Here is a 21,712-nt window from a genome sequence, read left to right as displayed (position 1 = left end):
GATGGAAGAATATACACTCCTGAGGCAATTCGCGGATAGCTGGATGCTGCTGCTGTTGTTTGCCTTCTTTGTGGGTATCGTGATCTGGGTTTTCCGCCCCGGTGCCAGCAAGGAATACAAGGACACCGCCAACATCCCGTTCCGGCATCAAGACAAACCCGCCACATCCGAGGAGGCGCGGCAATGAGCAAACCATCTGAAAAACTGCCGGGCGATCCAAACACAACCGGACATACCTGGGACGGCATCGAAGAATTCGACAACCCGATGCCCCGCTGGTGGCTGTGGACTTTCTACGTCACCATCATCTGGGGTGTGATCTACACGATCATGTATCCCGCGTGGCCATTGGTTCATTCTGCGACAGCCGGTGTTCTGGGCTGGTCCACGCGTGAGGACGTGCAGCAGGAAATGGTGAGTTTCGAAGAGGCCAACGCGCCTTGGAACGCCAAGCTGGTTGAAACACCGCTGGAGCAAATCTCGGCTGATGCAGAGCTGCAGCAATATGCAGTGAATGCGGGCGGTGCTGTGTTCCGCACCTGGTGTGCGCAGTGTCACGGCTCGGGTGCGCAGGGTGCCACCGGCTTCCCGAACCTGTTGGATGACGCCTGGCTGTGGGGCGGTACGCTCGAAGATATCGAGTACACAATTGCCCACGGTATCCGGAACGAGGAAAGCGACGATGCGCGCTATTCCGAGATGCCGGCCTTTGGCGAAATTCTCGAAGGTGAAGAGATCACTCAGGTGGTTCAGTACGTCATGTCGCTGACCAATGCGCAGACCGACGATACGGCGGCGCAGGCGGGCAAGGTTGTTTTTGAAGACAACTGTGCGGCCTGTCACGGCGAAGACGGCAAAGGCGATGTCTTCCAGGGCGCGCCGAACCTGACCGATGCCATCTGGCTCTATGGCGGTAGCGAAGAGGCTCTGACCGAAACGGTGACCTACAGCCGCTTTGGTGTGATGCCCGCTTGGGAAAACCGCCTGACCGACGCGCAAATCCGCGCCGTCACCGCCTATGTCCACCAGCTTGGTGGTGGCCAGTAAGGTTTAAGGAATACCTTCGGACGGCTCGCCGCCCGAAGGTTGAGGCACCGGCTGTTCCATCTGTTCGCGCGTTTCCTGAACAGCCGGTGCTACATATCCAGACTAGTAGTCCAAAATGTACCGGTCCAGTGCACCTTTTACTTGGAGCACGAACCTGTGACGCGCAAGCTTTTCTTCCACCAGTGATCATCAGAAAGCCACTTTGGCTTTGGCGGTTCGTCACGCGAGTCGGTTTGGGTGGCGACCATGAAAGTTCTGGCAAGAATAGACAGCATCTGATCTCTCCTGAATGTGGGTCCAACTGAATTCAAGATTGATCTGCGGGCGCGGAAATGCGACTCAATTGATATGTGAAAGTGTAAGGTGGGCTTACATATGGATTGGTTGAAAATGCCGCCGCTTGCGTCGTTGAAGGCCTTCAATGCTTTTGCGGAAACCGGAAATGTGGTGCAGGCGGGTACAATGCTGAATGTCAGCCACGCTGCCATCAGCCAGCAATTGCGTGCGTTGGAGAGGTACCTGGGCGCCGCGTTGCTGGACCGAAGCGGAAAGTCCATGACCCTGACCCCCGAAGGCGAGAAACTGGCTCGTGCCCTGCATCTTGGATTTGGGGCCATCGGTGATGCGGTGGCCGACCTGATGCACCTGGCCGAGGACCGTCCGGTTCACATTTCGCTGACCGCGTCTTTTGCGGCCTCGTGGCTGATGCCGCGCCTGCCTGCCTTTCAACTCGACCATCCCGATATCCCTCTGGTGCTGGATCCCTCGCCGGATCTGGTCAGCCTGCGCCCGGGTGGAGTGGATGTGGCGATCCGGTACGGCGACGGGAATTGGCCTGGCCTGGAATCGGAACTATTGCTGCAAAGCCCGATCGTGATCGTCGCTGCGCCCTCCCTGCTGCAGGGCAGGACGTCGATGACACCTGACGAACTGAGCCAGCTGCCCTGGCTTGAAGAGCTTGGAACCACCGAGGCGACCTCGTGGCTCGCCCAACATGGTGTTGAACGTGGCCCTCGTGCCGGGCGCATCATGTTGCCGGGCAATCTGGTGCTTGAAGGGCTGCGGGCCGGGCAGGGGGTGACCGTCACGGCGCGGCATTTCGTTGAACCGGACATAAAGGCGGGCCGCCTTGTCGAACTGTTTTGCGAACCGGGCGAACGGGGCTATCATATTGTAACCGGCGATGCACCGCTGCGGCCTGCCGTCAAGGTTTTTGTGGCTTGGCTCAGGCGGCAATCTGGTCGCATGTGACAAAAGGTGTCTGTGCGATGCGCTTTTGACCCATGTCAAAGTGGGACCCGTTGTGATTTGGGACAAGACGCCTAAAAAACAGCCACATCTGGAGCCAGCTCGTGAGCGATTCCGACCCCGCCCCCAGCCTTTATGCTGCTAGGGAGCCCATTTTTCCCCGGCGCGTGTCCGGTCCTTTTCGAAACCTGAAATGGATCATCCTCGCGGTCACATTGGGGATTTACTATCTAACGCCTTGGATCAGGTGGGATCGCGGCCCCAGCTTGCCGGATCAGGCGGTACTGCTGGATCTGGCGAACCGGCGGTTCTATTTCTTCTGGATCGAAATCTGGCCGCATGAATTCTACTTTGTCGCGGGCCTGCTGATCATGGCGGGTCTCGGGCTGTTCCTGTTCACCTCGGCGTTGGGGCGCGTGTGGTGCGGCTATGCCTGCCCGCAAACCGTTTGGACCGACCTTTACATTCTGGTAGAACGCTGGATCGAGGGGGACAGAAACGCCCGTCTGCGTTTGCACCGGCAGGAAAAACTGGACTTTCGCAAGGCGCGGCTGCGTCTGACAAAGTGGACCGTGTGGCTGTTGATCGGCGTGGCTACTGGCGGCGCCTGGGTGTTTTACTTTGCCGATGCGCCGACGCTGTTGCGCGATCTGGTCACCGGCAACGCCCATCCGATTGCTTACACCACCATTTTGATTCTGACCGGCACGACGTTTCTGTTCGGTGGCTTCGCCCGCGAGCAGATTTGTATCTATGCCTGCCCGTGGCCGCGTATTCAGGCTGCGATGATGGACGAGGACACTCTGGTCGTTGGCTACCGCGAATGGCGCGGTGAGCCGCGCGGTAAGGGCAAGCGGACTGCGGATTCCGAATTGGGCGATTGCATCGACTGCATGGCCTGCGTGAATGTCTGCCCGGTTGGCATCGACATCCGCGACGGTCAGCAGCTGGAATGCATCACCTGCGCCCTGTGCATCGACGCTTGCGATGACATGATGGCCAAGATCGGCAAGCCGCGCGGCCTGATCGATTACATGGCGCTCAGCGATGAGACCCGCGAACGCGCAGGCGATCCGCCCAAGAATGTCTGGAAACACATCCTGCGGCCGCGGACGATCATGTATACGGCGATGTGGTCTCTGGTCGGCTTTGGCCTGCTGTTCGCGCTGTTCATCCGCTCGGATATCGATCTGACCGTGGCACCGGTGCGCAACCCGACCTTCGTGACCCTGTCCGACGGTACCATCCGCAACACCTATGACGTGCGCCTGCGCAACAAACATGGTAAGGACCGGCCGTTCGAGCTGACGCTGGCCGGTGATCCGGCGCTGCAGCTGCAAATCGAAGGGATCGAGGGCAGCACTGTTAATGTCACCGCGGATACGGCACAATTGACCCGCGTTTACATCGTTTCGGCGAAAGGCACCGGACCTGCGGCTGCGGCGTCCACTCCGGTACGTATCTGGGTCGAAGATGTGGAAAGTGGTGAGCGCGCCTATAAGGACACCACGTTCAACGGACGAGGGAACTAAGATGGCCGAGCGTCAGTTTACCGGAAAGCACGCCCTGGCGGTGTTCGTCGCCGCCTTTGGTGTGATCATCGCCGTCAACCTCGTGTTGGCCTATAGTGCGGTGAAAACCTTTCCGGGGCTCGAGGTCAAAAACTCGTATGTCGCCAGTCAGGAGTTCAACGAGCGTCTGCAGGAACAGCAGGCGCTGGGTTGGAACATCCGCGCCGAGGTGTCGGGCGGCCTGCTGATCCTGCACATTACCGACAAGACCGGCACCCCGGTCGAAGTGACGGAATTGCAGGCGGTGGTTGGCCGTGCCACCCATGTGAAAGAGGACTTTTCGCCCGATTTCACCTTTGACGGGCAGGCCTACGCAACCCCGGCGACCTTGGGCAAAGGCAACTGGAACATCCGTCTGGTGGCCAAGGACAGCTCGGGCGCCGAGTTCGCGCAGCGCGTGCCGCTGTATGTGAAGGGGTGATCGGATGACGGCGCAGCTTACATCCGGCACGGCGGCCTGTCCGGGATGCATTGCCAGCCCTGCGGAACCGGCGCGTCCGATTCCGCAGGATGTGCAGATCGCGCTGTCGCTGCCGGGCATTCATTGCTCGGCCTGTATCGCCACGGTCGAGCGTGAGCTGAACGCCCATCCCGGCGTGGAAGATGCGCGGGTAAACCTGACCCTGAAACGCGCGATGGTCAAAGCGGCACCCGATCTACGCGCCGCCGACCTGATCCCGGTGCTGGAGAACGCGGGTTTCGAAGCGCATGAGCTGGACCCCGGCGCCCTGTCGGCCACGCAGGCGGACAAGGCGGGCCGCGATCTGTTGATGCGTCTGGCGGTGGCCGGGTTTGCCTCGATGAACGTGATGCTGTTGTCGGTCTCGGTCTGGTCTGGGGCCTCGGACGCCACGCGCGACATGTTCCACTGGATTTCGGCGGCGATTGCGCTGCCTGCGATTGCCTTTTCCGCGCAACCCTTCTTTACCAATGCCTGGAGCGCGCTGCGTGTAAAACGCCTGAACATGGACGTGCCGATTGTGCTGGCCATTGTGCTGGCGCTGGTGACGTCGCTGTGGGAAACCGCGCTCAGCGGTGAGCACGCTTACTTCGACGCGGCGCTGACGCTGACCTTCTTCCTGCTGGCGGGCCGGTATCTGGATTACCGTACCCGCGCCGCCGCCCGGTCTGCGGCCGAGGAACTGACGGCGCTTGAAGTGCCCCGTGCCATCAAGCTGGTCGATGGGGCCGAAGAAGAGGTCGCCGTGGCCACGCTGGCCGTCGGTGACCTGATCCTTGTCCGGCCAGGTGGCCGTATGCCGGTGGATGGCGCAATCGTCTCGGGTCAATCCGAATTGGATCGCTCTCTGCTGACCGGGGAAACCCTGCCTGTCTTTGCCGAAGCTGGCCTGACCGTCAGCGCCGGTGAGGTCAATCTGACCGGCCCCCTGACCATCCGCGCGACGGCGGTGGGCGAAGATACTTCGCTGCATCGTATGGCCGATCTGGTCGCCATCGCTGAATCCGGGCGGTCGCGCTATACCTCGCTGGCGGACAAGGCGGCCAAGCTTTATGCGCCCGGTGTGCACATCCTGTCGGCGCTCAGCTTTCTGGGCTGGTATATCTATTCCGGCGATATCCGCACCGCGTTGAACATCGCTGCCGCCGTTCTGATCATCACTTGCCCCTGTGCGTTGGGTCTGGCCGTGCCTGCGGTGACCACGGCGGCCTCGGGGCGGCTGTTCCGCAAGGGGATGTTGATCAAGCACGCCACTGCGCTGGAGCGTCTGGCCGAGGTCGATACAGTCGTCTTCGACAAGACCGGTACACTGACCTCGGGTACGCCCGAACTGACCAATCTGGGCGATCATTCCCGCGCGGACCTCGAGATCGCGCTGGCATTGGCCGAGGCGTCCTCGCATCCGTTGTCGGTGGCTCTGACCAAGGCGGCGCGGGACGCCGGGATCAAGCCGGCCTCCCTCAAAGACGTCACCGAGGTGCCGGGTTATGGCACCGAAGGCAACTGGCGCGGCCAGCGCGTGCGTCTGGGTCGCGCCGCATGGACTGGTGCGGAAGAGGGCAACCAGACGGCGGCTTGGCTGTCGGTTGGCGGGCAAGCCCCCGCAACCTTCCTGTTCACGGACAGCCTGCGCCCCGGCGCGGCTGAGGCGGTTCAGGCCCTTCGCGACGCAGGCAAGGACGTCATCCTGATTTCCGGCGACACGCAGGGCGCGGTTCAGGCGCTGGCTGCAAAACTGGGGATCGACAATTGGGTTGCACAGGCCCTGCCGCAGGATAAGGCGGCGCGCGTGCAGGAGTTGAGCGATCAGGGCCGTCACGTTTTGATGGTCGGCGATGGCCTGAATGACACAGCAGCGCTGGCTGCGGCGCATGTGTCGATCTCTCCGGCCTCGGCGCTGGATGCGGCGCGGGTGGCGTCGGATATCGTGCTGCTGGGCAATGATCTTGCCCCGATCGCGGATGCCTGCGATACGGCGGTGAAGGCGACCAAACGGATTCGTGAAAACTTCCGTATCGCAACCGTGTATAATATCATCGCGGTTCCGCTGGCCGTCGTTGGCCTTGCCACACCGCTGATCGCGGCGCTGGCGATGTCGACGTCGTCGATCACCGTGTCGCTGAACGCCCTGCGACTGAGGTAACCGATATGGAAGTTCTGGCCTATCTTATCCCAATTTCCCTGCTTCTGGGCGGGGTTGGCCTTGTGGCGTTCATCTACACCGTGCGCTCGAACCAGTATGACGATCCCGAAGGCGATGCACGCCGCATCCTCAGCGATGAATGGGACGACAAGCCCAGACCCTGACGGCCCTTGAAATTGCCGCAATGCCCGGTTATGTCCGGCCCATCCGCTAGCAGAGAGAACCAAGCCAAATGGCAACTATGAATCCGATCCAGTTCATTCAGCAAGTCCGTGCCGAAGTCGCAAAGGTCGTCTGGCCGACCCGGCGCGAAGTTCTGCTGACCACGGTCATGGTGTTCATCATGGCGGCGCTGACGGCCGTGTTCTTTGCGCTGGTCGATCTGGGCATTCGCGGCGGGCTTCAGGCGATCCTGGGCGCGTTCAGCTAAACCGGCTCGGGCGGGCGGAAACGCCACTGCCCTCTTGCACCGCGCGCGATGTCAGAGTAGGTGACGCGGTACTATTCGGAATGGGCGTGCGGCGATTCGGGCTGCGCGCCGCTTTTTATTCCGGGTGATGCGATAGAATTTCAATGACGGTGCTGCGGCAACCCGTGTGCACCGAAGACAAACAAGGACGACAGGTTCATGGCGAAACGGTGGTACTCGGTCAGCGTTCTTTCGAATTTCGAAAAGAAGATCGCAGAGCAGATCCGCACGTCGGTGGCCGAACAGGGCCTTGAGGACGATATCGACGAGGTTCTGGTGCCCACCGAAGAGGTGATCGAAGTGCGCCGGGGCAAGAAGGTCACGACCGAACGCCGCTTCATGCCCGGTTATGTGCTGGTGCATATGGAGATGTCGGATCAGGGTTATCACCTTGTGAACTCGATCAACCGCGTCACCGGTTTTCTGGGCCCCCAAGGCCGCCCGATGCCGATGCGCGACGCCGAGGTGAACCAGATCCTCAACCGCGTTCAGGAAGGTGAAGAAGCGCCCAAGCTGATGATCACCTTCGAGGTGGGCGAAAAGGTCAAGGTCAACGACGGCCCGTTCGAGGATTTCGACGGCATGGTCGAAGGCGTGGACGACGAGAACCAGAAGCTGAAGGTCTCGGTTTCGATCTTTGGTCGCGAAACCCCGGTCGAGCTGGATTTCACGCAGGTCACCAAGCAAAGCTAAACTGGCCTAAAACGAAATTTGAACGCCGCGATGCAATATGCACCGCGGCGCTTTTTTTGGTTGATGGGGAACTTGTTCAGCGCCCCGGTTTACTGCGCCTGAACCATAGCCGCTCGCAAGAGTTGCGGACGGTCGGACTGAGACGGCAAGAAGACCGCTTCCGACCCGGCGTCCAATGCGGAAAGGCTCGCATCATACCACTGCATTGCAAGATCACGGCGTTGAGGTACTCCGAAACCTTCGCGCAGATGGTGCCCGATCAGCTCTCCGTAGGCAGGCTCGCCCATTGCTACCAACATCAGGGCAGAGCCGATCGCAGCGTCCATGTTGTCCTGACGGTAGCCGATTGCCAGACAGACCTTACTGGTCGCGGACAGATCTTCGGGGCTGTGTCCGGAATCCAACGCAAGCTTACGCATCTGGGTTTCCGCATCTACTTTTGAGCTTAGAGACAGCGCAACAACCTGCGGCGCCAGCATTTCACCATACGAGTCGCACTGAGCGGCCACCTGATCTGGTGTCAGCCCCTGAATGTCTTGCATCAAATCCTCACCGCGTCCCATTGCGTAGCTGCGGGCGAGGCAGAACTGTTCGCTAAGCGCAAAATCAGGGTCGGACATGTTTGTCAGAGTTGTGTAGCCGCCATTGGTTGACGTTTGGAGCATAACCGCGCTGCAGCGATTGGCGAGCGAAGGGCCTCCGGTGCCGCCGGAAAACAGGCTCGGCAGGCTTGCAGACGTGGTCTCCGCCGCGTCTGGCTGGGGTTCGGTCGCCTCAGGCGTAACAACCGGCGTGGGCGCTACCTGGGCCTGAGGAGCAGCCGCTACCGGAGCCAGAGGTACTGGTGTCACCGGAGCCTGAGGCGCAGCCGCCAAAGCAGACCCGCCATGGAGTTGTTGACGGTAGGCCATAAGCAGCGGCTGGCCCGAAAGCTGGGTTGTAGCCTGTCCGCCGCTGGTCGCCCAGTAGTAAGCCTGCATCAGGAAATCACGCTGATACGGTTGGAAGTCATAGCCATTCACAGGGTAACCCATTGAGACTTGATAGCGTTCGATCGCTCCACGGGTGCCGCGGCCGACCTGTCCGTCAACCCTTCCGGCATTGTAGCCGAAATAGTTGAGCGCTGTCTGAGTCTGCGCACCTTGTGTGGTCGACGGTATACCCGACCGGTAGGTTCGCGTCGTTGTCGTCGTCCGAGCCTTTTTCTTCTGTTGGTCCTTGCCAATTGCGTAACCGACGACCCCACCGACGACAGCGCCGCCCAAGAAGTCGCCTGCATCGGCCCGTGCATTCTGAGGAGAGGTCGCAGCAAAGGAAACCGCGATGCCAAGCGCTACTACAAAACGAATGATCATAATTAGCCTCCATTGAAAAACCAATTTTCAGGAGTATAGCACGGCAGATAGTATCAATGTGATATTAAGGGAAAGTCTTGCCCGTAGAGTAGGCTAATGCGGTCTTTTTACTGTGCTATTAAGTTCTTAGTGGAGTGCGGTATCACATCTGTAGCGGTCCACCTTCATTGGGCAATTGAAGGCCTGCAGGAGTATCGATTCGATTGCTCCGAATGGAGTGGCCTCTGGGCTTGCCAACCCCCGGATTCCTCTGTAAAGGCCGCCTCTATCGTCTTCGGGCGAGATTCTCTTGTGGGAGGTTGCAGGGATCGCGATCCCGGATCGGACCACGCAACATAAACCGGGTGGGACGCGTTTCACCTACGTTGAAAGGAAAACCAAATGGCCAAGAAGCTTGCTGGTACAATGAAACTGCAGGTTCCTGCAGGTCAGGCGAACCCGTCGCCGCCAGTTGGTCCGGCGCTGGGTCAGCGCGGCATCAACATCATGGAATTCTGCAAGGCGTTCAACGCCAAGACCGCAGACATGGAGCCCGGCGCTCCGTGCCCGACCGTGATCACCTACTATCAGGACAAGTCCTTCACCATGGACATCAAGACGCCGCCCGCGTCTTACTACCTGAAAAAAGCAGCTGGTCTGAAGCCGGTTGGTAAGCGTAACCGTCCTCGTGGCGCGGAAAACCCCGGTCGTGAGACCGTGGCAACCGTGACCTCGAAGCAGGTTCGCGAAATCGCCGAAGCCAAAATGAAAGATCTGAACGCCAACGACGTCGAAGGCGCAATGCAGATCATCCTGGGCTCGGCCCGCTCCATGGGCATCGAGGTGAAATAAGATGGCAAAACTCGGTAAACGTACCCGCGCTGCGCGCGAAGCTGTCGCCGGCAAGGAAAACCTGTCGGTCGAAGAAGCAGTTGCCCTGGTCAAAGCCAACGCAACCTCGAAGTTCGACGAGACCATCGAAATCGCGATGAACCTGGGCGTTGACACCCGTCACGCAGACCAGATGGTTCGTGGCGTTGTCGGTCTGCCGAACGGCACCGGTAAAGCAATGCGCGTTGCAGTTTTTGCTCGTGGCCCCAAGGCTGACGAAGCGAAAGAAGCAGGCGCAGATATCGTTGGCGCAGAGGACCTGATGGAAACCATTCAGGGCGGCACCATCGAATTCGATCGCTGCATTGCCACCCCGGACATGATGCCGATCGTCGGCCGTCTGGGTAAGGTTCTGGGCCCCCGCAACCTGATGCCGAACCCCAAGGTCGGCACCGTGACCATGGACGTGAAAGCGGCCGTGGAAGCAGCCAAGGGCGGTGAAGTTCAGTTCAAGGCGGAAAAAGGCGGCGTTGTGCACGCTGGCGTTGGCAAAGCGTCGTTCGACGAAGCCAAGCTGGCCGAAAACGTCCGTGCTTTCGTCTCGGCTGTTGCCAAGGCCAAGCCGTCGGGCGCCAAAGGCACCTACATGAAGAAAATCGCACTGAGCTCGACCATGGGTCCAGGCGTGACTCTGGACGTGGCTGCTGCGGCGGGCGAATAAGCCTTAACGCAAAGTTGCAAAGATCTGGTCCCGGGTGGTGCGAACTGCCCGGGATTTTCTTTTTGGCCATGCAGGCGAATTGGGTGGTTTCAGCGTTGTTGAAACGCGATCTGCAGCCGATCACCCAGACGCCGCCGCCTGTCTTCCTCGTAGGGGCTGCAGCTGTGATCGACGTGCCATGACGCCAGCCAGTCTTTCAGCAGGCGTCCGCGGATGCAGAAATCCAGTATCCCCATGTGGATCGGATGCCGATAGCGGCGAAAGAACATGTCCTTATTCAGTTTCAGGATGCCGCTGCGGTCCACATCGGATGGGTCCGCGTCGCGGAAGATATCAGACTTGAGAAAATCGACGATATCGTAAACGGCGAGCTTCTTGCGAACCTCGGTGAAATCCAGCCCGATCATCTCGCCTTTGCCGACGATCAGGTTCTGCCCGTGAAAGTCGCCATGCGAAAATACCCGCGTATCCGGGATGCCCTTCAAATGTAGCGCGGCGTTTTCCAGGTTTTCTGCCATCTGGCCGCCCGCCGTCCGGATGTGCGGCGGCACAAACGGCAGCAGCTCGTTGATGGTGTCGGTCATCCAGCGTGGGCGGAATTCATACTCGGTGGCGGGTTGAAAGCCATGCAGGTCGTGCAGCCACGCCCCGGCGCGGCGGTAGATTCGGGCGACCTGACCGTCGTCGTCGCTGTTGTGGATCACGTCGACGGCTGTGGGCCGGTCAATGAACTCGGAAATGAAGAACATGCCCCCCGGCGAAATGTAATAGGGGCGCACCACACGCGATGTCTCCTGCCCGCTAAAATACTGTGCCAGCTGGGTCAGAATGTCGAACTCTGTCTGCAACCGGCCGGACTCGGGCGATGCGGTGTCGATCTTCATCGCATAGTTCTGCGCTGGCCCCTGAACATGCAGAACAAGGCGGGTGTCGGGAAAGCCGTGCGATCGGTATACGCAGTCGAACTGCAACGGCCCATGCAATCCGGCATGGCGCGAGAATTCCGCGACAAACTCAGTTGCGCGCCTTTGTTCATCTGCTGTGAGGGTTGGCATAGGGGGCAAAAGCTGGACGCGAAACAAGGGGTTTTGTTGACAGGACCCTAGGGTGCAGGCCATGTCAATCGCTGACATGGGACGATGCGCAGCGGCACGGCCCGCCAAACCGCCTGAACGGGCAATTTACCCCTTGGAAACTTCGGCCATCTGCCCTAAAGAGAGCTGCGGAGTAAAGCGTGCGATTCGTCGTGCGCTTTATTTCGTTTCGTCCAAGACGGTGGGTGGGTCCATTCGGCCCCTTAATTCCCTGCCTGAGACGGGTAAGACCAAAGAATTCTGAGGGTCACGATCCTCGGGCGAATTTTGGCCAATCCCGTAACAACGGACCTGAACGCCGGGGCGCAAGCCGCGGCAAATATGAGCCGGGGTGAGATATCGCCCCTAACTTGGAGAGAACTGTGGATAGAGCCCAGAAAGAGAAAGTGGTCGAGGAACTCGGCCAAATCTTCGAAAGCTCTGGCGTCGTAGTGGTTGCTCACTACGCCGGTCTGACAGTTGCCGAGATGCAGGACCTTCGCGCACGTGCTCGTGACGCGGGTGGTGCCGTGCGTGTTGCCAAGAACAGGCTCGCCAAAATCGCCCTTGAGGGTAAGCCGTGTGAAAGCATGGCCGACCTGCTGACAGGGATGACCGTTCTGACCTATTCCGAGGACCCCGTGGCTGCAGCCAAGGTGGCCGAGGACTTCGCCAAGGATAACAAGAATTTTGAAATTCTTGGTGGTGCAATGGGTGAGAACGCTCTGGACCGCAAAGGCGTTGAAACAGTTTCGAAAATGCCGTCTCGCGAGGAGCTTATTGCTTCGATCGTGGGCTGCATTGGCGCACCTGCTTCGAACATCGCCGGCGCGATTGGCGCACCTGCAAGCAACATCGCAAGCATCCTTTCCACCATCGAAGAGAAGGCGGAAGCTGCGTAAGCGGTTGGCACTGAATGATCTGCGTGGGGCATTTGCCCTGACGTTGGAACACACACTGTAAACGGAAAGAGCTGATAAAATGGCTGATCTGAAAGCACTCGCAGAAAGCATCGTGGGTCTGACCCTGCTGGAAGCACAAGAACTGAAAACCATCCTCAAAGACGAGTACGGCATCGAGCCCGCAGCTGGCGGCGCCGTAGTCATGGCAGCTGGCGGCGACGCCGGTGGCGCAGCCGAGGAAGAGAAAACCGAATTCGACGTCGTTCTGAAGAACGCCGGCGCTTCGAAAATCAACGTGATCAAAGAAGTTCGCGGCATCACCGGTCTGGGCCTGAAAGAAGCCAAGGAACTGGTCGAAGCCGGCGGCAAGATCAAAGAAGGCGTGTCGAAAGACGAAGCCGAAGAAGTCAAAGGCAAGTTGGAAGCAGCTGGCGCCGAAGTCGAGCTGGCCTAAGCCGATCGACAGGTGCATCGCTGATGCGCCGCAGAATTTGGCTGGGTCCGGAGAAATCCGGGTCCAGCCGAACCTGTCTTAGAAAGGGCCTCATGCAAGGGGGCGTTTTCTAAGACGCGGTTCGCGGATCGGGAGGCTGCCTTCGGGACGGTGGCCATGAATTGATCCGGACGTGTCGTCTCGAATGTGCAAGGCGCCGGGGCCCGACGGTGTCTTTGCCCGCTGAGAACATCGAAAGGTGACATCTGACATGGCTCAAACGTTCCTTGGCCAGAAACGTCTTCGTAAATATTACGGCAAAATCCGCGAAGTTTTGGAGATGCCGAACCTCATTGAGGTCCAGAAATCTTCTTATGATCTTTTCCTGCGCTCCGGCGATGCAGAGCAGCCCACTGACGGCGAAGGCATCAAAGGTGTGTTCCAGTCGGTTTTCCCGATCAAGGATTTCAACGAAACCTCCGTTCTGGAGTTTGTGAAATACGATCTGGAAAAACCCAAATATGACGTCGAAGAGTGCATGCAGCGCGACATGACCTACAGCGCGCCGCTGAAGGTCACTCTGCGTCTGATCGTGTTTGATGTCGATGAGGACACCGGCGCCAAATCGGTCAAAGACATCAAAGAGCAGGACGTGTTCATGGGCGACATGCCCCTGATGACGCCGAACGGTACGTTCATCGTGAACGGCACCGAGCGTGTGATCGTGTCCCAGATGCACCGCTCGCCCGGTGTGTTCTTCGACCACGACAAAGGCAAGACCCATTCCTCGGGCAAACTGCTGTTTGCCTGCCGCATCATCCCGTATCGCGGCAGCTGGCTGGACTTTGAGTTCGACGCCAAGGACATCGTGTTCGCCCGTATCGACCGTCGCCGCAAACTGCCTGTGACCACCCTGCTGTATGCGCTGGGTCTGGATCAGGAAGCGATCATGGACGCGTATTACAACACCGTGTCCTACAAGCTGGACAAGAAGAAGGGCTGGGTCACTCCGTTCTTCCCCGAGCGTGTCCGCGGCACCCGTCCGACCTATGATCTGATCGACGCGAAATCCGGTGAAGTGATTGCCGAAGCCGGCAAGAAAGTCACCCCGCGCGCGGTCAAGAAGCTGATCGAAGAAGGCGTCGTTACTGACCTGCTGGTTCCGTTCGATCACATCGTTGGCAAGTACGTCGCCAAGGACATCATCAACGAAGAAAACGGCGCGATCTATGTCGAAGCCGGTGATGAGCTGACCCTGGAATACGACAAGGACGGCGACCTGATCGGTGGCACCGTCAAGGAACTGATCGATGCCGGTATCACCGACATCCCGGTTCTGGACATCGACAACGTCAACGTTGGCCCCTACATGCGCAACACCATGGCTCAGGACAAGAACCTGAACCGTGAAAGCGCGCTGATGGACATCTACCGCGTCATGCGTCCGGGTGAGCCGCCCACCGTCGAAGCTGCGTCGGCTCTGTTCGACACCCTGTTCTTCGACAGCGAGCGTTATGACCTGTCCGCCGTTGGCCGCGTGAAGATGAACATGCGCCTGGCTCTGGACGCGCCGGATACCCTGCGCACCCTGCGCCGCGAAGACATCGTGGCCTGCATCAAGGCGCTGGTGGAACTGCGTGACGGCAAAGGCGACGTGGACGATATCGACCACCTCGGCAATCGTCGTGTCCGTTCGGTCGGCGAACTGATGGAAAACCAGTACCGCGTCGGTCTGCTGCGCATGGAGCGCGCGATCAAAGAGCGTATGTCGTCGGTCGAGATCGACACCGTCATGCCGCAAGACCTGATCAACGCGAAACCGGCTGCGGCTGCGGTTCGTGAATTCTTCGGCTCGTCGCAGCTGTCGCAGTTTATGGACCAGACCAACCCGCTGTCGGAAGTCACCCACAAACGCCGCCTCTCGGCGCTTGGCCCGGGTGGTCTGACTCGTGAGCGTGCGGGCTTTGAAGTTCGCGACGTACACCCGACCCACTATGGCCGGATGTGCCCGATTGAAACGCCGGAAGGTCCGAACATCGGTCTGATCAACTCGTTGGCTACCTTTGCCCGCGTGAACAAGTATGGCTTCATCGAAACACCGTACCGTGTCGTTAAAGACGCCGAGGTGACCGATGAGGTTCACTACATGTCCGCGACCGAGGAAATGCGCCATACTGTGGCGCAGGCGAACGCGACGCTGGATGCTGATGGCAAGTTCATCAACGATCTGGTTTCGACCCGTCAGGCCGGTGACTACACCCTCGCCCCGCGCGAGAATGTGGACCTGATCGACGTGTCGCCGAAACAGCTGGTTTCGGTTGCTGCATCGCTGATCCCGTTCCTTGAAAATGACGACGCCAACCGCGCTCTAATGGGCTCGAACATGCAACGTCAGGCGGTTCCGCTGCTGCGGGCCGAGGCACCGCTGGTCGGTACCGGGATCGAGGAAAAGGTTGCAATCGACTCGGGTGCTGCGATTCAGGCGAAACGCGCCGGTATCATCGACCAGGTCGATGCCCAGCGTATCGTTATCCGCGCCACCGAAGATCTGGAACTGGGCGACGCTGGCGTTGACATTTATCGTCTGCGCAAGTTCCAGCGTTCGAACCAGAACACCTGCATCAACCAGCGTCCGCTGATCAAGGTGGGTGACACCGTCCAGAAGGGCGAAGTCATTGCCGACGGTCCGTCGACCGACATGGGCGAACTGGCTCTGGGTAAGAACGTGGTCGTCGCGTTCATGCCTTGGAACGGTTACAACTACGAAGACTCGATCCTGATCTCGGAACGTATCGCACGTGATGACGTCTTTACTTCGGTTCACATCGAGGAATTCGAAGTCGCCGCCCGTGATACCAAGCTGGGCCCGGAAGAGATCACCCGCGACATCCCGAATGTCGGTGAAGAAGCGCTGCGCAACCTCGACGAGGCGGGCATCGTTTACATCGGTGCGGATGTTGAGCCTGGCGATATTCTGGTCGGCAAGATCACTCCGAAGGGCGAAAGCCCGATGACCCCGGAAGAAAAGCTGCTGCGCGCCATCTTTGGTGAAAAAGCATCTGACGTGCGCGACACCTCGCTGCGCGTGAAACCGGGCGATTACGGTACGGTCGTTGAGGTCCGCGTCTTCAACCGTCACGGCGTCGAGAAAGACGAACGTGCACTGCAGATCGAGCGCGAGGAAGTCGAACGTCTGGCCCGTGACCGGGACGACGAGTTGGCGATCCTTGACCGCAACATCTATGCGCGCCTGCAAGGCCTGATCCTGGGTAAAACCGCTGTCAAAGGTCCGAAAGGCGTCAAGGCAGGGTCGGTGATCACCGAGGAGCTGCTGGAAACCCTGACCCGTGGTCAGTGGTGGCAGCTGGCGCTGGAAGGCGAGCAGGACGCACAGATCGTTGAGGCTCTGAACGAGCAATACGAAGTGCAAAAACGTGCTCTGGACGCCCGTTTCGAGGACAAGGTCGAGAAAGTCCGCCGTGGCGACGACCTGCCGCCGGGTGTGATGAAGATGGTCAAAGTCTTCATCGCCGTGAAGCGCAAGCTGCAGCCGGGCGACAAGATGGCCGGTCGTCACGGGAACAAGGGTGTGATCTCCAAGGTTGTTCCGATGGAAGACATGCCGTTCCTGGCCGATGGTACTCCGGTTGACTTCTGTCTGAACCCGCTGGGTGTGCCTTCGCGTATGAACGTCGGTCAGATCCTTGAAACCCACATGGGTTGGGCCGCGCGCGGTCTGGGTCTGAACATAGACGACGCTCTGGGTGAATACCGCCGCTCCGGCGACCTGACCCCGGTGCGCGAAGCGATGAAGCTGGCCTATGGCGAAGATGTCTACGAAGAAGGCATCACCGGTCTGGACGAGGATGGCCTGATCGAGGCTGCGGGCAACGTGACCCGCGGTGTTCCGATCGCCACCCCGGTCTTCGACGGTGCCAAAGAGGCTGACGTCAACGACGCGCTGGTGCGTGCGGGCTTCTCGGAAAGCGGTCAGTCGGTTCTGTTCGATGGTCGCACCGGTGAGCAATTTGCACGTCCGGTGACCGTGGGCATCAAGTATCTGCTGAAACTGCACCACCTTGTGGACGATAAAATCCACGCGCGTTCGACCGGGCCGTACAGCCTGGTTACCCAGCAGCCGCTGGGTGGTAAGGCGCAGTTCGGTGGTCAGCGCTTTGGTGAGATGGAGGTCTGGGCTCTGGAAGCTTACGGCGCCGCCTACACCCTGCAGGAGATGCTCACCGTGAAATCGGATGACGTCGCCGGCCGGACCAAGGTCTATGAGTCGATCGTCAAGGGCGAGGATAACTTTGAAGCGGGCGTACCGGAATCGTTCAACGTTCTGGTTAAAGAAGTCCGTGGCCTCGGCCTGAATATGGAACTCCTGGATGCGGAGGTTGAGGAGTAAGGGCTCGGCCCTTCCTCCCGTCCCCCCTTCCGCAAAATTTGAGGTATCAAAATGAACCAGGAAATCACCAACAACCCGTTCAACCCGCTGACGCCCCCGAAGGTTTTCGACGAGATCAAGGTCTCGCTGGCGTCGCCTGAACGGATCCTGTCTTGGTCCTATGGTGAGATCAAGAAACCCGAAACCATCAACTACCGGACGTTCAAGCCCGAGCGTGACGGTCTGTTCTGCGCGCGTATCTTTGGCCCGATCAAAGATTACGAATGTTTGTGCGGCAAATATAAGCGGATGAAGTATCGCGGCGTTGTCTGCGAGAAATGCGGTGTGGAAGTCACCCTGCAGAAAGTCCGCCGTGAGCGTATGGGCCACATCGAACTGGCCGCGCCTGTTGCGCATATCTGGTTCCTGAAATCGCTGCCGTCCCGCATCGGTCTGATGCTGGACATGACGCTGCGCGATCTGGAACGCGTTCTGTACTTTGAAAACTATGTCGTCATCGAGCCCGGTCTGACTGACCTGACCTATGGCCAGATGCTGACCGAAGAAGAGTACATGGACGCGCAGGATGCCTATGGCATGGACGCGTTCACTGCGAACATCGGTGCCGAAGCCATCCGTGAGATGCTGGCCCAGATCGATCTGGAAGCCGAAGCCGAGCAGCTGCGCGCTGATCTGGCCGAAGCAACCGGCGAGTTGAAGCCCAAGAAGATCATCAAGCGCCTGAAGGTTGTTGAATCCTTCCTCGAGTCGGGCAACCGGCCCGAATGGATGGTGATGACCGTGATCCCGGTCATTCCGCCGGAACTGCGTCCGCTGGTTCCGCTGGATGGTGGCCGTTTCGCGACCTCGGATCTGAACGATCTGTATCGCCGGGTCATCAACCGGAACAACCGTCTGAAGCGTCTGATCGAGCTGCGCGCACCTGACATCATCGTCCGCAACGAAAAGCGGATGCTGCAGGAATCCGTGGATGCTCTGTTTGACAACGGCCGTCGTGGCCGCGTGATCACCGGCGCCAACAAGCGCCCGCTGAAATCGCTGTCGGACATGCTGAAAGGTAAGCAGGGTCGCTTCCGTCAGAACCTTCTGGGTAAGCGCGTCGACTTCTCGGGCCGTTCGGTCATTGTGACCGGTCCGGAACTCAAACTGCATCAGTGTGGTCTGCCCAAGAAGATGGCGCTGGAGCTGTTCAAGCCGTTCATCTATTCGCGCCTTGAAGCGAAGGGTCTGTCTTCGACCGTTAAGCAAGCGAAGAAGCTGGTCGAGAAAGAGCGCCCCGAAGTTTGGGATATCCTCGACGAGGTGATCCGCGAACACCCTGTCATGCTGAACCGTGCGCCGACGCTGCACCGTCTTGGCATTCAGGCGTTCGAGCCGGTTCTGATCGAAGGTAAAGCCATCCAGCTGCACCCGCTGGTCTGTTCGGCCTTTAACGCCGACTTCGACGGTGACCAGATGGCCGTTCACGTCCCGCTGAGCCTTGAGGCCCAGCTGGAAGCCCGTGTTCTGATGATGTCGACGAACAACGTTCTGTCGCCTGCAAACGGCGCACCGATCATCGTTCCGTCGCAGGATATGATCCTAGGTCTCTACTATGTGACCCTGGAGCGCGAAGGCATGCCGGGCGAAGGCAAGGTCTTTGGTTCGATCGAAGAAGTTCAGCACGCGCTGGACGCCGGTGAAGTGCACCTGCACACCAAGATCACCGCGCGGATCACGCAGATCGACGACGAAGGCAACGAAGTTCAGAAGCGTTATGAAACCACGCCGGGCCGACTGCGTCTGGGTGCGTTGCTGCCGATGAACAACAAAGCGCCGTTCGAGCTGGTCAACCGCCTGCTGCGGAAGAAAGAAGTGCAGCAGGTGATCGACACCGTCTACCGTTACTGCGGTCAGAAAGAGTCGGTTATCTTTTGTGACCAGATCATGTCGATGGGCTTCAAAGAAGCGTTCAAGGCGGGCATCTCGTTCGGTAAGGACGACATGGTCATCCCGAACGACAAGTGGGGCATCGTTGATGACACCCGCGGTCAGGTTAAGGACTTTGAACAGCAGTACATGGACGGCCTGATCACTCAGGGCGAAAAGTACAACAAAGTTGTCGATGCCTGGTCGAAGTGTAACGACCGCGTGACCGAAGCGATGATGAGCACGATCTCGTCGTCGGATCGGGCAGCGGACGGATCCGAGCAGGAACCGAACTCGGTCTACATGATGGCCCACTCGGGTGCGCGTGGCTCGGTCACTCAAATGAAACAGCTGGGCGGAATGCGCGGCCTGATGGCCAAGCCGAACGGTGACATCATCGAGACGCCGATCATCTCGAACTTTAAAGAAGGCCTGACCGTTCTCGAGTACTTCAACTCGACCCACGGTGCCCGTAAGGGTCTGTCGGATACCGCTCTGAAGACGGCGAACTCGGGTTACCTGACCCGTCGTCTGGTGGACGTGGCGCAGGACTGCATCGTTCGTGAGATCGATTGTGGCACCGAGCGTGCGATCACTGCCGAAGCAGCCGTGAACGACGGTGAGGTTGTCGCCTCGCTGGCCGAACGTGTGCTGGGTCGTGTGGCAGCTGACGATGTTCTGCGTCCGGGCACCGATGAGGTGATCGTGGCTGCGGGTCAGCTGATCGACGAACGTATGGCCGACACCATCGACGAAGCTGGTGTTCAGTCCATGCGCATCCGCTCGCCTCTGACCTGTGAGTCCGAGGAAGGCGTCTGCGCAACCTGCTACGGTCGTGACCTTGCACGCGGTACCATGGTGAACACAGGTGAAGCTGTCGGCATCATCGCCGCTCAGTCGATCGGTGAACCCGGTACACAGCTGACCATGCGTACATTCCACATTGGTGGTGTTGCGCAAGGTGGTCAGCAGTCGTTCCAGGAAGCCAGCCAGGAAGGTGTCGTATCCTTCGAGAACCCGCAGATTCTGATCAATGCCGCAGGCGAAAGCTTGGTCATGGGCCGGAACATGAAGCTGGTGATCAAGGACGAGCATGGCGAAGAGCGTGCCAGCCACAAGCTGGGCTACGGCTCCAAGCTGTTTGTCAAGGACGGCACTAAGGTGGCCCGTGGCGACAAACTGTTTGAGTGGGACCCGTACACCCTGCCGATCATCGCCGAGAAAGCCGGTACCGCGAAATACGTTGACCTGGTTTCGGGCCTTGCCGTCCGCGACGAGACCGACGAAGCAACCGGTATGACCCAGAAGATCGTGATCGACTGGCGCGCCGCCCCCAAAGGCAGCGACCTCAAGCCCGAGATCATTCTGGTCGGTGATGATGGCGAGCCGGTCCGCAACGATGCGGGCAACCCGGTTCATTATCCGATGTCGGTAGATGCGATCCTGTCGGTTGAAGACGGTCAGCAGGTTGAAGCTGGTGACGTTGTTGCGCGTATCCCGCGTGAAGGTGCCAAGACCAAGGACATCACCGGTGGTCTGCCGCGTGTGGCCGAACTGTTCGAAGCCCGCCGTCCGAAAGATCACGCGATCATTGCAGAAGCCGATGGTTACGTGCGCTTTGGCCGCGACTACAAGAACAAGCGCCGCATCAGCATCGAACCGGCTGACGAGTCCATGGAGACCATCGAGTACATGGTGCCCAAGGGTAAGCACATCCCGGTCGCCGAAGGGGACTTCATCCAGAAGGGTGAATACCTGATGGACGGTAACCCGGCTCCGCATGACATCCTGTCCATCATGGGTGTCGAAGCGCTGGCGGATTACATGATCGACGAGGTGCAGGACGTTTATCGTCTGCAGGGCGTGAAGATCAACGACAAGCACATCGAGGTCATCGTGCGCCAGATGCTGCAGAAGTGGGAGGTCCTGGATTCAGGCGACACCACCCTGCTGAAAGGCGAGCATGTCGACAAGCAGGAGTTCGACGCGGCCAACGAGAAGACCATCGCCCGCGGTGGTCGTCCGGCACAGGGCGAGCCGATCCTCTTGGGGATCACCAAGGCCTCGCTGCAGACGCGTTCGTTCATCTCGGCGGCGTCGTTCCAGGAAACCACCCGCGTGCTGACCGAAGCCTCGGTTCAGGGCAAGAAGGACAAACTGGTTGGCCTGAAAGAGAACGTCATCGTCGGTCGCCTGATCCCTGCCGGTACCGGTGGCGCGACCCAGGCCGTGCGTCAGGTTGCCCAGTCGCGCGACAACGTCGTGATCGAAGCTCGTCGGGAAGAGGCCGAAGCCGCCGCTGCCCTGGCTGCGCCGATGATGGACGACGACATGGTCGGCGACGAACTGGACGTTCTGGTGGAAACACCGGAAAGCCGCGAGTAAGCGCCTTAGCATAAATTCAGGAAAGGCCCTGCGGAAACGCGGGGCCTTTTCTTTTGTGAAAAAGTACCAGCAGGGGAATTGTTGCG

At 59.3% G+C, this 21,712-nt stretch carries 17 protein-coding genes; 15 read left to right on the top strand and 2 right to left on the bottom strand.

Annotated features, from left to right (window positions below):
• Position 1: 1 nt before the first annotated feature.
• The 9 genes from ACR0KW_RS18375 (at position 2) to nusG (ending at position 7,631) form a co-directional block, all read left to right on the top strand.
• Positions 2–187 (top strand): cbb3-type cytochrome c oxidase subunit 3, encoded by a 186-nt coding sequence (locus ACR0KW_RS18375; protein ID WP_170328812.1) that lies wholly within the window; start codon positions 2–4, stop codon positions 185–187.
• Complete coding sequence (gene ccoP / locus ACR0KW_RS18370) at positions 184–1,047, top strand: cytochrome-c oxidase, cbb3-type subunit III (RefSeq protein WP_480806277.1); 864 nt, start codon at positions 184–186, stop codon at positions 1,045–1,047. Before ACR0KW_RS18375 ends, ccoP begins: the two co-directional genes overlap by 4 nt.
• Before the next feature lie 375 nt (positions 1,048–1,422).
• Complete coding sequence (locus tag ACR0KW_RS18365; RefSeq protein WP_480806276.1) at positions 1,423–2,298, top strand: LysR family transcriptional regulator; 876 nt, start codon at positions 1,423–1,425, stop codon at positions 2,296–2,298.
• A 101-nt stretch (positions 2,299–2,399) separates the two neighbouring features.
• Positions 2,400–3,827, top strand: a complete 1,428-nt coding sequence (ccoG, locus tag ACR0KW_RS18360; protein WP_480806275.1) for a cytochrome c oxidase accessory protein CcoG — start codon at positions 2,400–2,402, stop codon at positions 3,825–3,827.
• A gap of 1 nt (position 3,828) precedes the next feature.
• Positions 3,829–4,287, top strand: a complete 459-nt coding sequence (locus tag ACR0KW_RS18355; RefSeq protein WP_480806274.1) for a FixH family protein — start codon at positions 3,829–3,831, stop codon at positions 4,285–4,287.
• 4 nt (positions 4,288–4,291) lie between these two features.
• Positions 4,292–6,469: a heavy metal translocating P-type ATPase gene (locus ACR0KW_RS18350; RefSeq protein ID WP_480806273.1), complete on the top strand. Its 2,178-nt coding sequence runs from the start codon at positions 4,292–4,294 to the stop codon at positions 6,467–6,469.
• Between the two features lie 5 nt (positions 6,470–6,474).
• Entirely contained in the window at positions 6,475–6,633 is a 159-nt protein-coding gene (gene ccoS, locus ACR0KW_RS18345; protein ID WP_170328799.1) for a cbb3-type cytochrome oxidase assembly protein CcoS, read from the top strand.
• Positions 6,634–6,701: 68 nt separating this feature from the next.
• Positions 6,702–6,899: a preprotein translocase subunit SecE gene (gene secE, locus ACR0KW_RS18340; RefSeq protein WP_480806272.1), complete on the top strand. Its 198-nt coding sequence runs from the start codon at positions 6,702–6,704 to the stop codon at positions 6,897–6,899.
• 198 nt (positions 6,900–7,097) lie between these two features.
• A complete protein-coding gene (gene nusG, locus ACR0KW_RS18335; RefSeq protein WP_170328796.1) occupies positions 7,098–7,631 on the top strand; it encodes a transcription termination/antitermination protein NusG in 534 nt (177 codons plus the stop codon).
• A gap of 89 nt (positions 7,632–7,720) precedes the next feature.
• Here nusG and ACR0KW_RS18330 read toward each other — a convergent pair whose 3' ends face one another.
• Positions 7,721–8,986: a peptidoglycan-binding domain-containing protein gene (locus tag ACR0KW_RS18330; RefSeq protein ID WP_480806271.1), complete on the bottom strand. Its 1,266-nt coding sequence runs from the start codon at positions 8,984–8,986 to the stop codon at positions 7,721–7,723.
• A gap of 381 nt (positions 8,987–9,367) precedes the next feature.
• On the opposite strand from ACR0KW_RS18330, the gene rplK reads away from it, so the two are divergent.
• The gene (rplK, locus tag ACR0KW_RS18325; protein WP_010440985.1) at positions 9,368–9,817 is read left to right on the top strand and encodes a 50S ribosomal protein L11; all 450 of its coding nucleotides are present in this window, start codon (positions 9,368–9,370) and stop codon (positions 9,815–9,817) included.
• A 1-nt stretch (position 9,818) separates the two neighbouring features.
• The gene (gene rplA, locus ACR0KW_RS18320; protein WP_475211555.1) at positions 9,819–10,517 is read left to right on the top strand and encodes a 50S ribosomal protein L1; all 699 of its coding nucleotides are present in this window, start codon (positions 9,819–9,821) and stop codon (positions 10,515–10,517) included.
• 89 nt (positions 10,518–10,606) lie between these two features.
• Here rplA and ACR0KW_RS18315 read toward each other — a convergent pair whose 3' ends face one another.
• Complete coding sequence (locus ACR0KW_RS18315) at positions 10,607–11,572, bottom strand: aminoglycoside phosphotransferase family protein (RefSeq protein ID WP_480806270.1); 966 nt, start codon at positions 11,570–11,572, stop codon at positions 10,607–10,609.
• Between the two features lie 401 nt (positions 11,573–11,973).
• Here ACR0KW_RS18315 and rplJ point away from each other — a divergent pair, with 401 nt between their 5' ends.
• The 4 genes from rplJ (at position 11,974) to rpoC (ending at position 21,626) form a co-directional block, all read left to right on the top strand.
• Positions 11,974–12,492 (top strand): 50S ribosomal protein L10, encoded by a 519-nt coding sequence (gene rplJ / locus ACR0KW_RS18310; RefSeq protein WP_170335589.1) that lies wholly within the window; start codon positions 11,974–11,976, stop codon positions 12,490–12,492.
• A gap of 79 nt (positions 12,493–12,571) precedes the next feature.
• Positions 12,572–12,946, top strand: a complete 375-nt coding sequence (gene rplL / locus ACR0KW_RS18305; RefSeq protein WP_037314964.1) for a 50S ribosomal protein L7/L12 — start codon at positions 12,572–12,574, stop codon at positions 12,944–12,946.
• Between the two features lie 250 nt (positions 12,947–13,196).
• Positions 13,197–17,333: a DNA-directed RNA polymerase subunit beta gene (gene rpoB, locus ACR0KW_RS18300; RefSeq protein WP_480806269.1), complete on the top strand. Its 4,137-nt coding sequence runs from the start codon at positions 13,197–13,199 to the stop codon at positions 17,331–17,333.
• A gap of 51 nt (positions 17,334–17,384) precedes the next feature.
• Positions 17,385–21,626, top strand: coding sequence for a DNA-directed RNA polymerase subunit beta' (rpoC, locus tag ACR0KW_RS18295; protein WP_480806268.1), 4,242 nt, complete (start codon positions 17,385–17,387; stop codon positions 21,624–21,626).
• Positions 21,627–21,712 lie beyond the last annotated feature (86 nt).

The organism is Ruegeria sp. CG11 (assembly GCF_056537245.1).
The sequence above is the reverse complement of the archived record's forward strand: the minus strand, read 5'-3'. Positions and strand labels throughout refer to the sequence as shown.

What these genes read in the sequence shown, in the direction of transcription:
- ACR0KW_RS18375 (WP_170328812.1), top strand. Translation starts at nt 2, where the DNA reads ATGGAAGAATATACACTCCTGAGGCAATTCGCGGATAGCTGGATGCTG.
- ccoP (WP_480806277.1), top strand. Translation starts at nt 184, where the DNA reads ATGAGCAAACCATCTGAAAAACTGCCGGGCGATCCAAACACAACCGGA.
- ACR0KW_RS18365 (WP_480806276.1), top strand. Translation starts at nt 1,423, where the DNA reads ATGGATTGGTTGAAAATGCCGCCGCTTGCGTCGTTGAAGGCCTTCAAT.
- ACR0KW_RS18355 (WP_480806274.1), top strand. Translation starts at nt 3,829, where the DNA reads ATGGCCGAGCGTCAGTTTACCGGAAAGCACGCCCTGGCGGTGTTCGTC.
- ACR0KW_RS18350 (WP_480806273.1), top strand. Translation starts at nt 4,292, where the DNA reads ATGACGGCGCAGCTTACATCCGGCACGGCGGCCTGTCCGGGATGCATT.
- ccoS (WP_170328799.1), top strand. Translation starts at nt 6,475, where the DNA reads ATGGAAGTTCTGGCCTATCTTATCCCAATTTCCCTGCTTCTGGGCGGG.
- secE (WP_480806272.1), top strand. Translation starts at nt 6,702, where the DNA reads ATGGCAACTATGAATCCGATCCAGTTCATTCAGCAAGTCCGTGCCGAA.
- nusG (WP_170328796.1), top strand. Translation starts at nt 7,098, where the DNA reads ATGGCGAAACGGTGGTACTCGGTCAGCGTTCTTTCGAATTTCGAAAAG.
- ACR0KW_RS18330 (WP_480806271.1), bottom strand. Translation starts at nt 8,986, where the DNA reads ATGATCATTCGTTTTGTAGTAGCGCTTGGCATCGCGGTTTCCTTTGCT.
- rplK (WP_010440985.1), top strand. Translation starts at nt 9,368, where the DNA reads ATGGCCAAGAAGCTTGCTGGTACAATGAAACTGCAGGTTCCTGCAGGT.
- rplA (WP_475211555.1), top strand. Translation starts at nt 9,819, where the DNA reads ATGGCAAAACTCGGTAAACGTACCCGCGCTGCGCGCGAAGCTGTCGCC.
- ACR0KW_RS18315 (WP_480806270.1), bottom strand. Translation starts at nt 11,572, where the DNA reads ATGCCAACCCTCACAGCAGATGAACAAAGGCGCGCAACTGAGTTTGTC.
- rplL (WP_037314964.1), top strand. Translation starts at nt 12,572, where the DNA reads ATGGCTGATCTGAAAGCACTCGCAGAAAGCATCGTGGGTCTGACCCTG.
- rpoB (WP_480806269.1), top strand. Translation starts at nt 13,197, where the DNA reads ATGGCTCAAACGTTCCTTGGCCAGAAACGTCTTCGTAAATATTACGGC.
- rpoC (WP_480806268.1), top strand. Translation starts at nt 17,385, where the DNA reads ATGAACCAGGAAATCACCAACAACCCGTTCAACCCGCTGACGCCCCCG.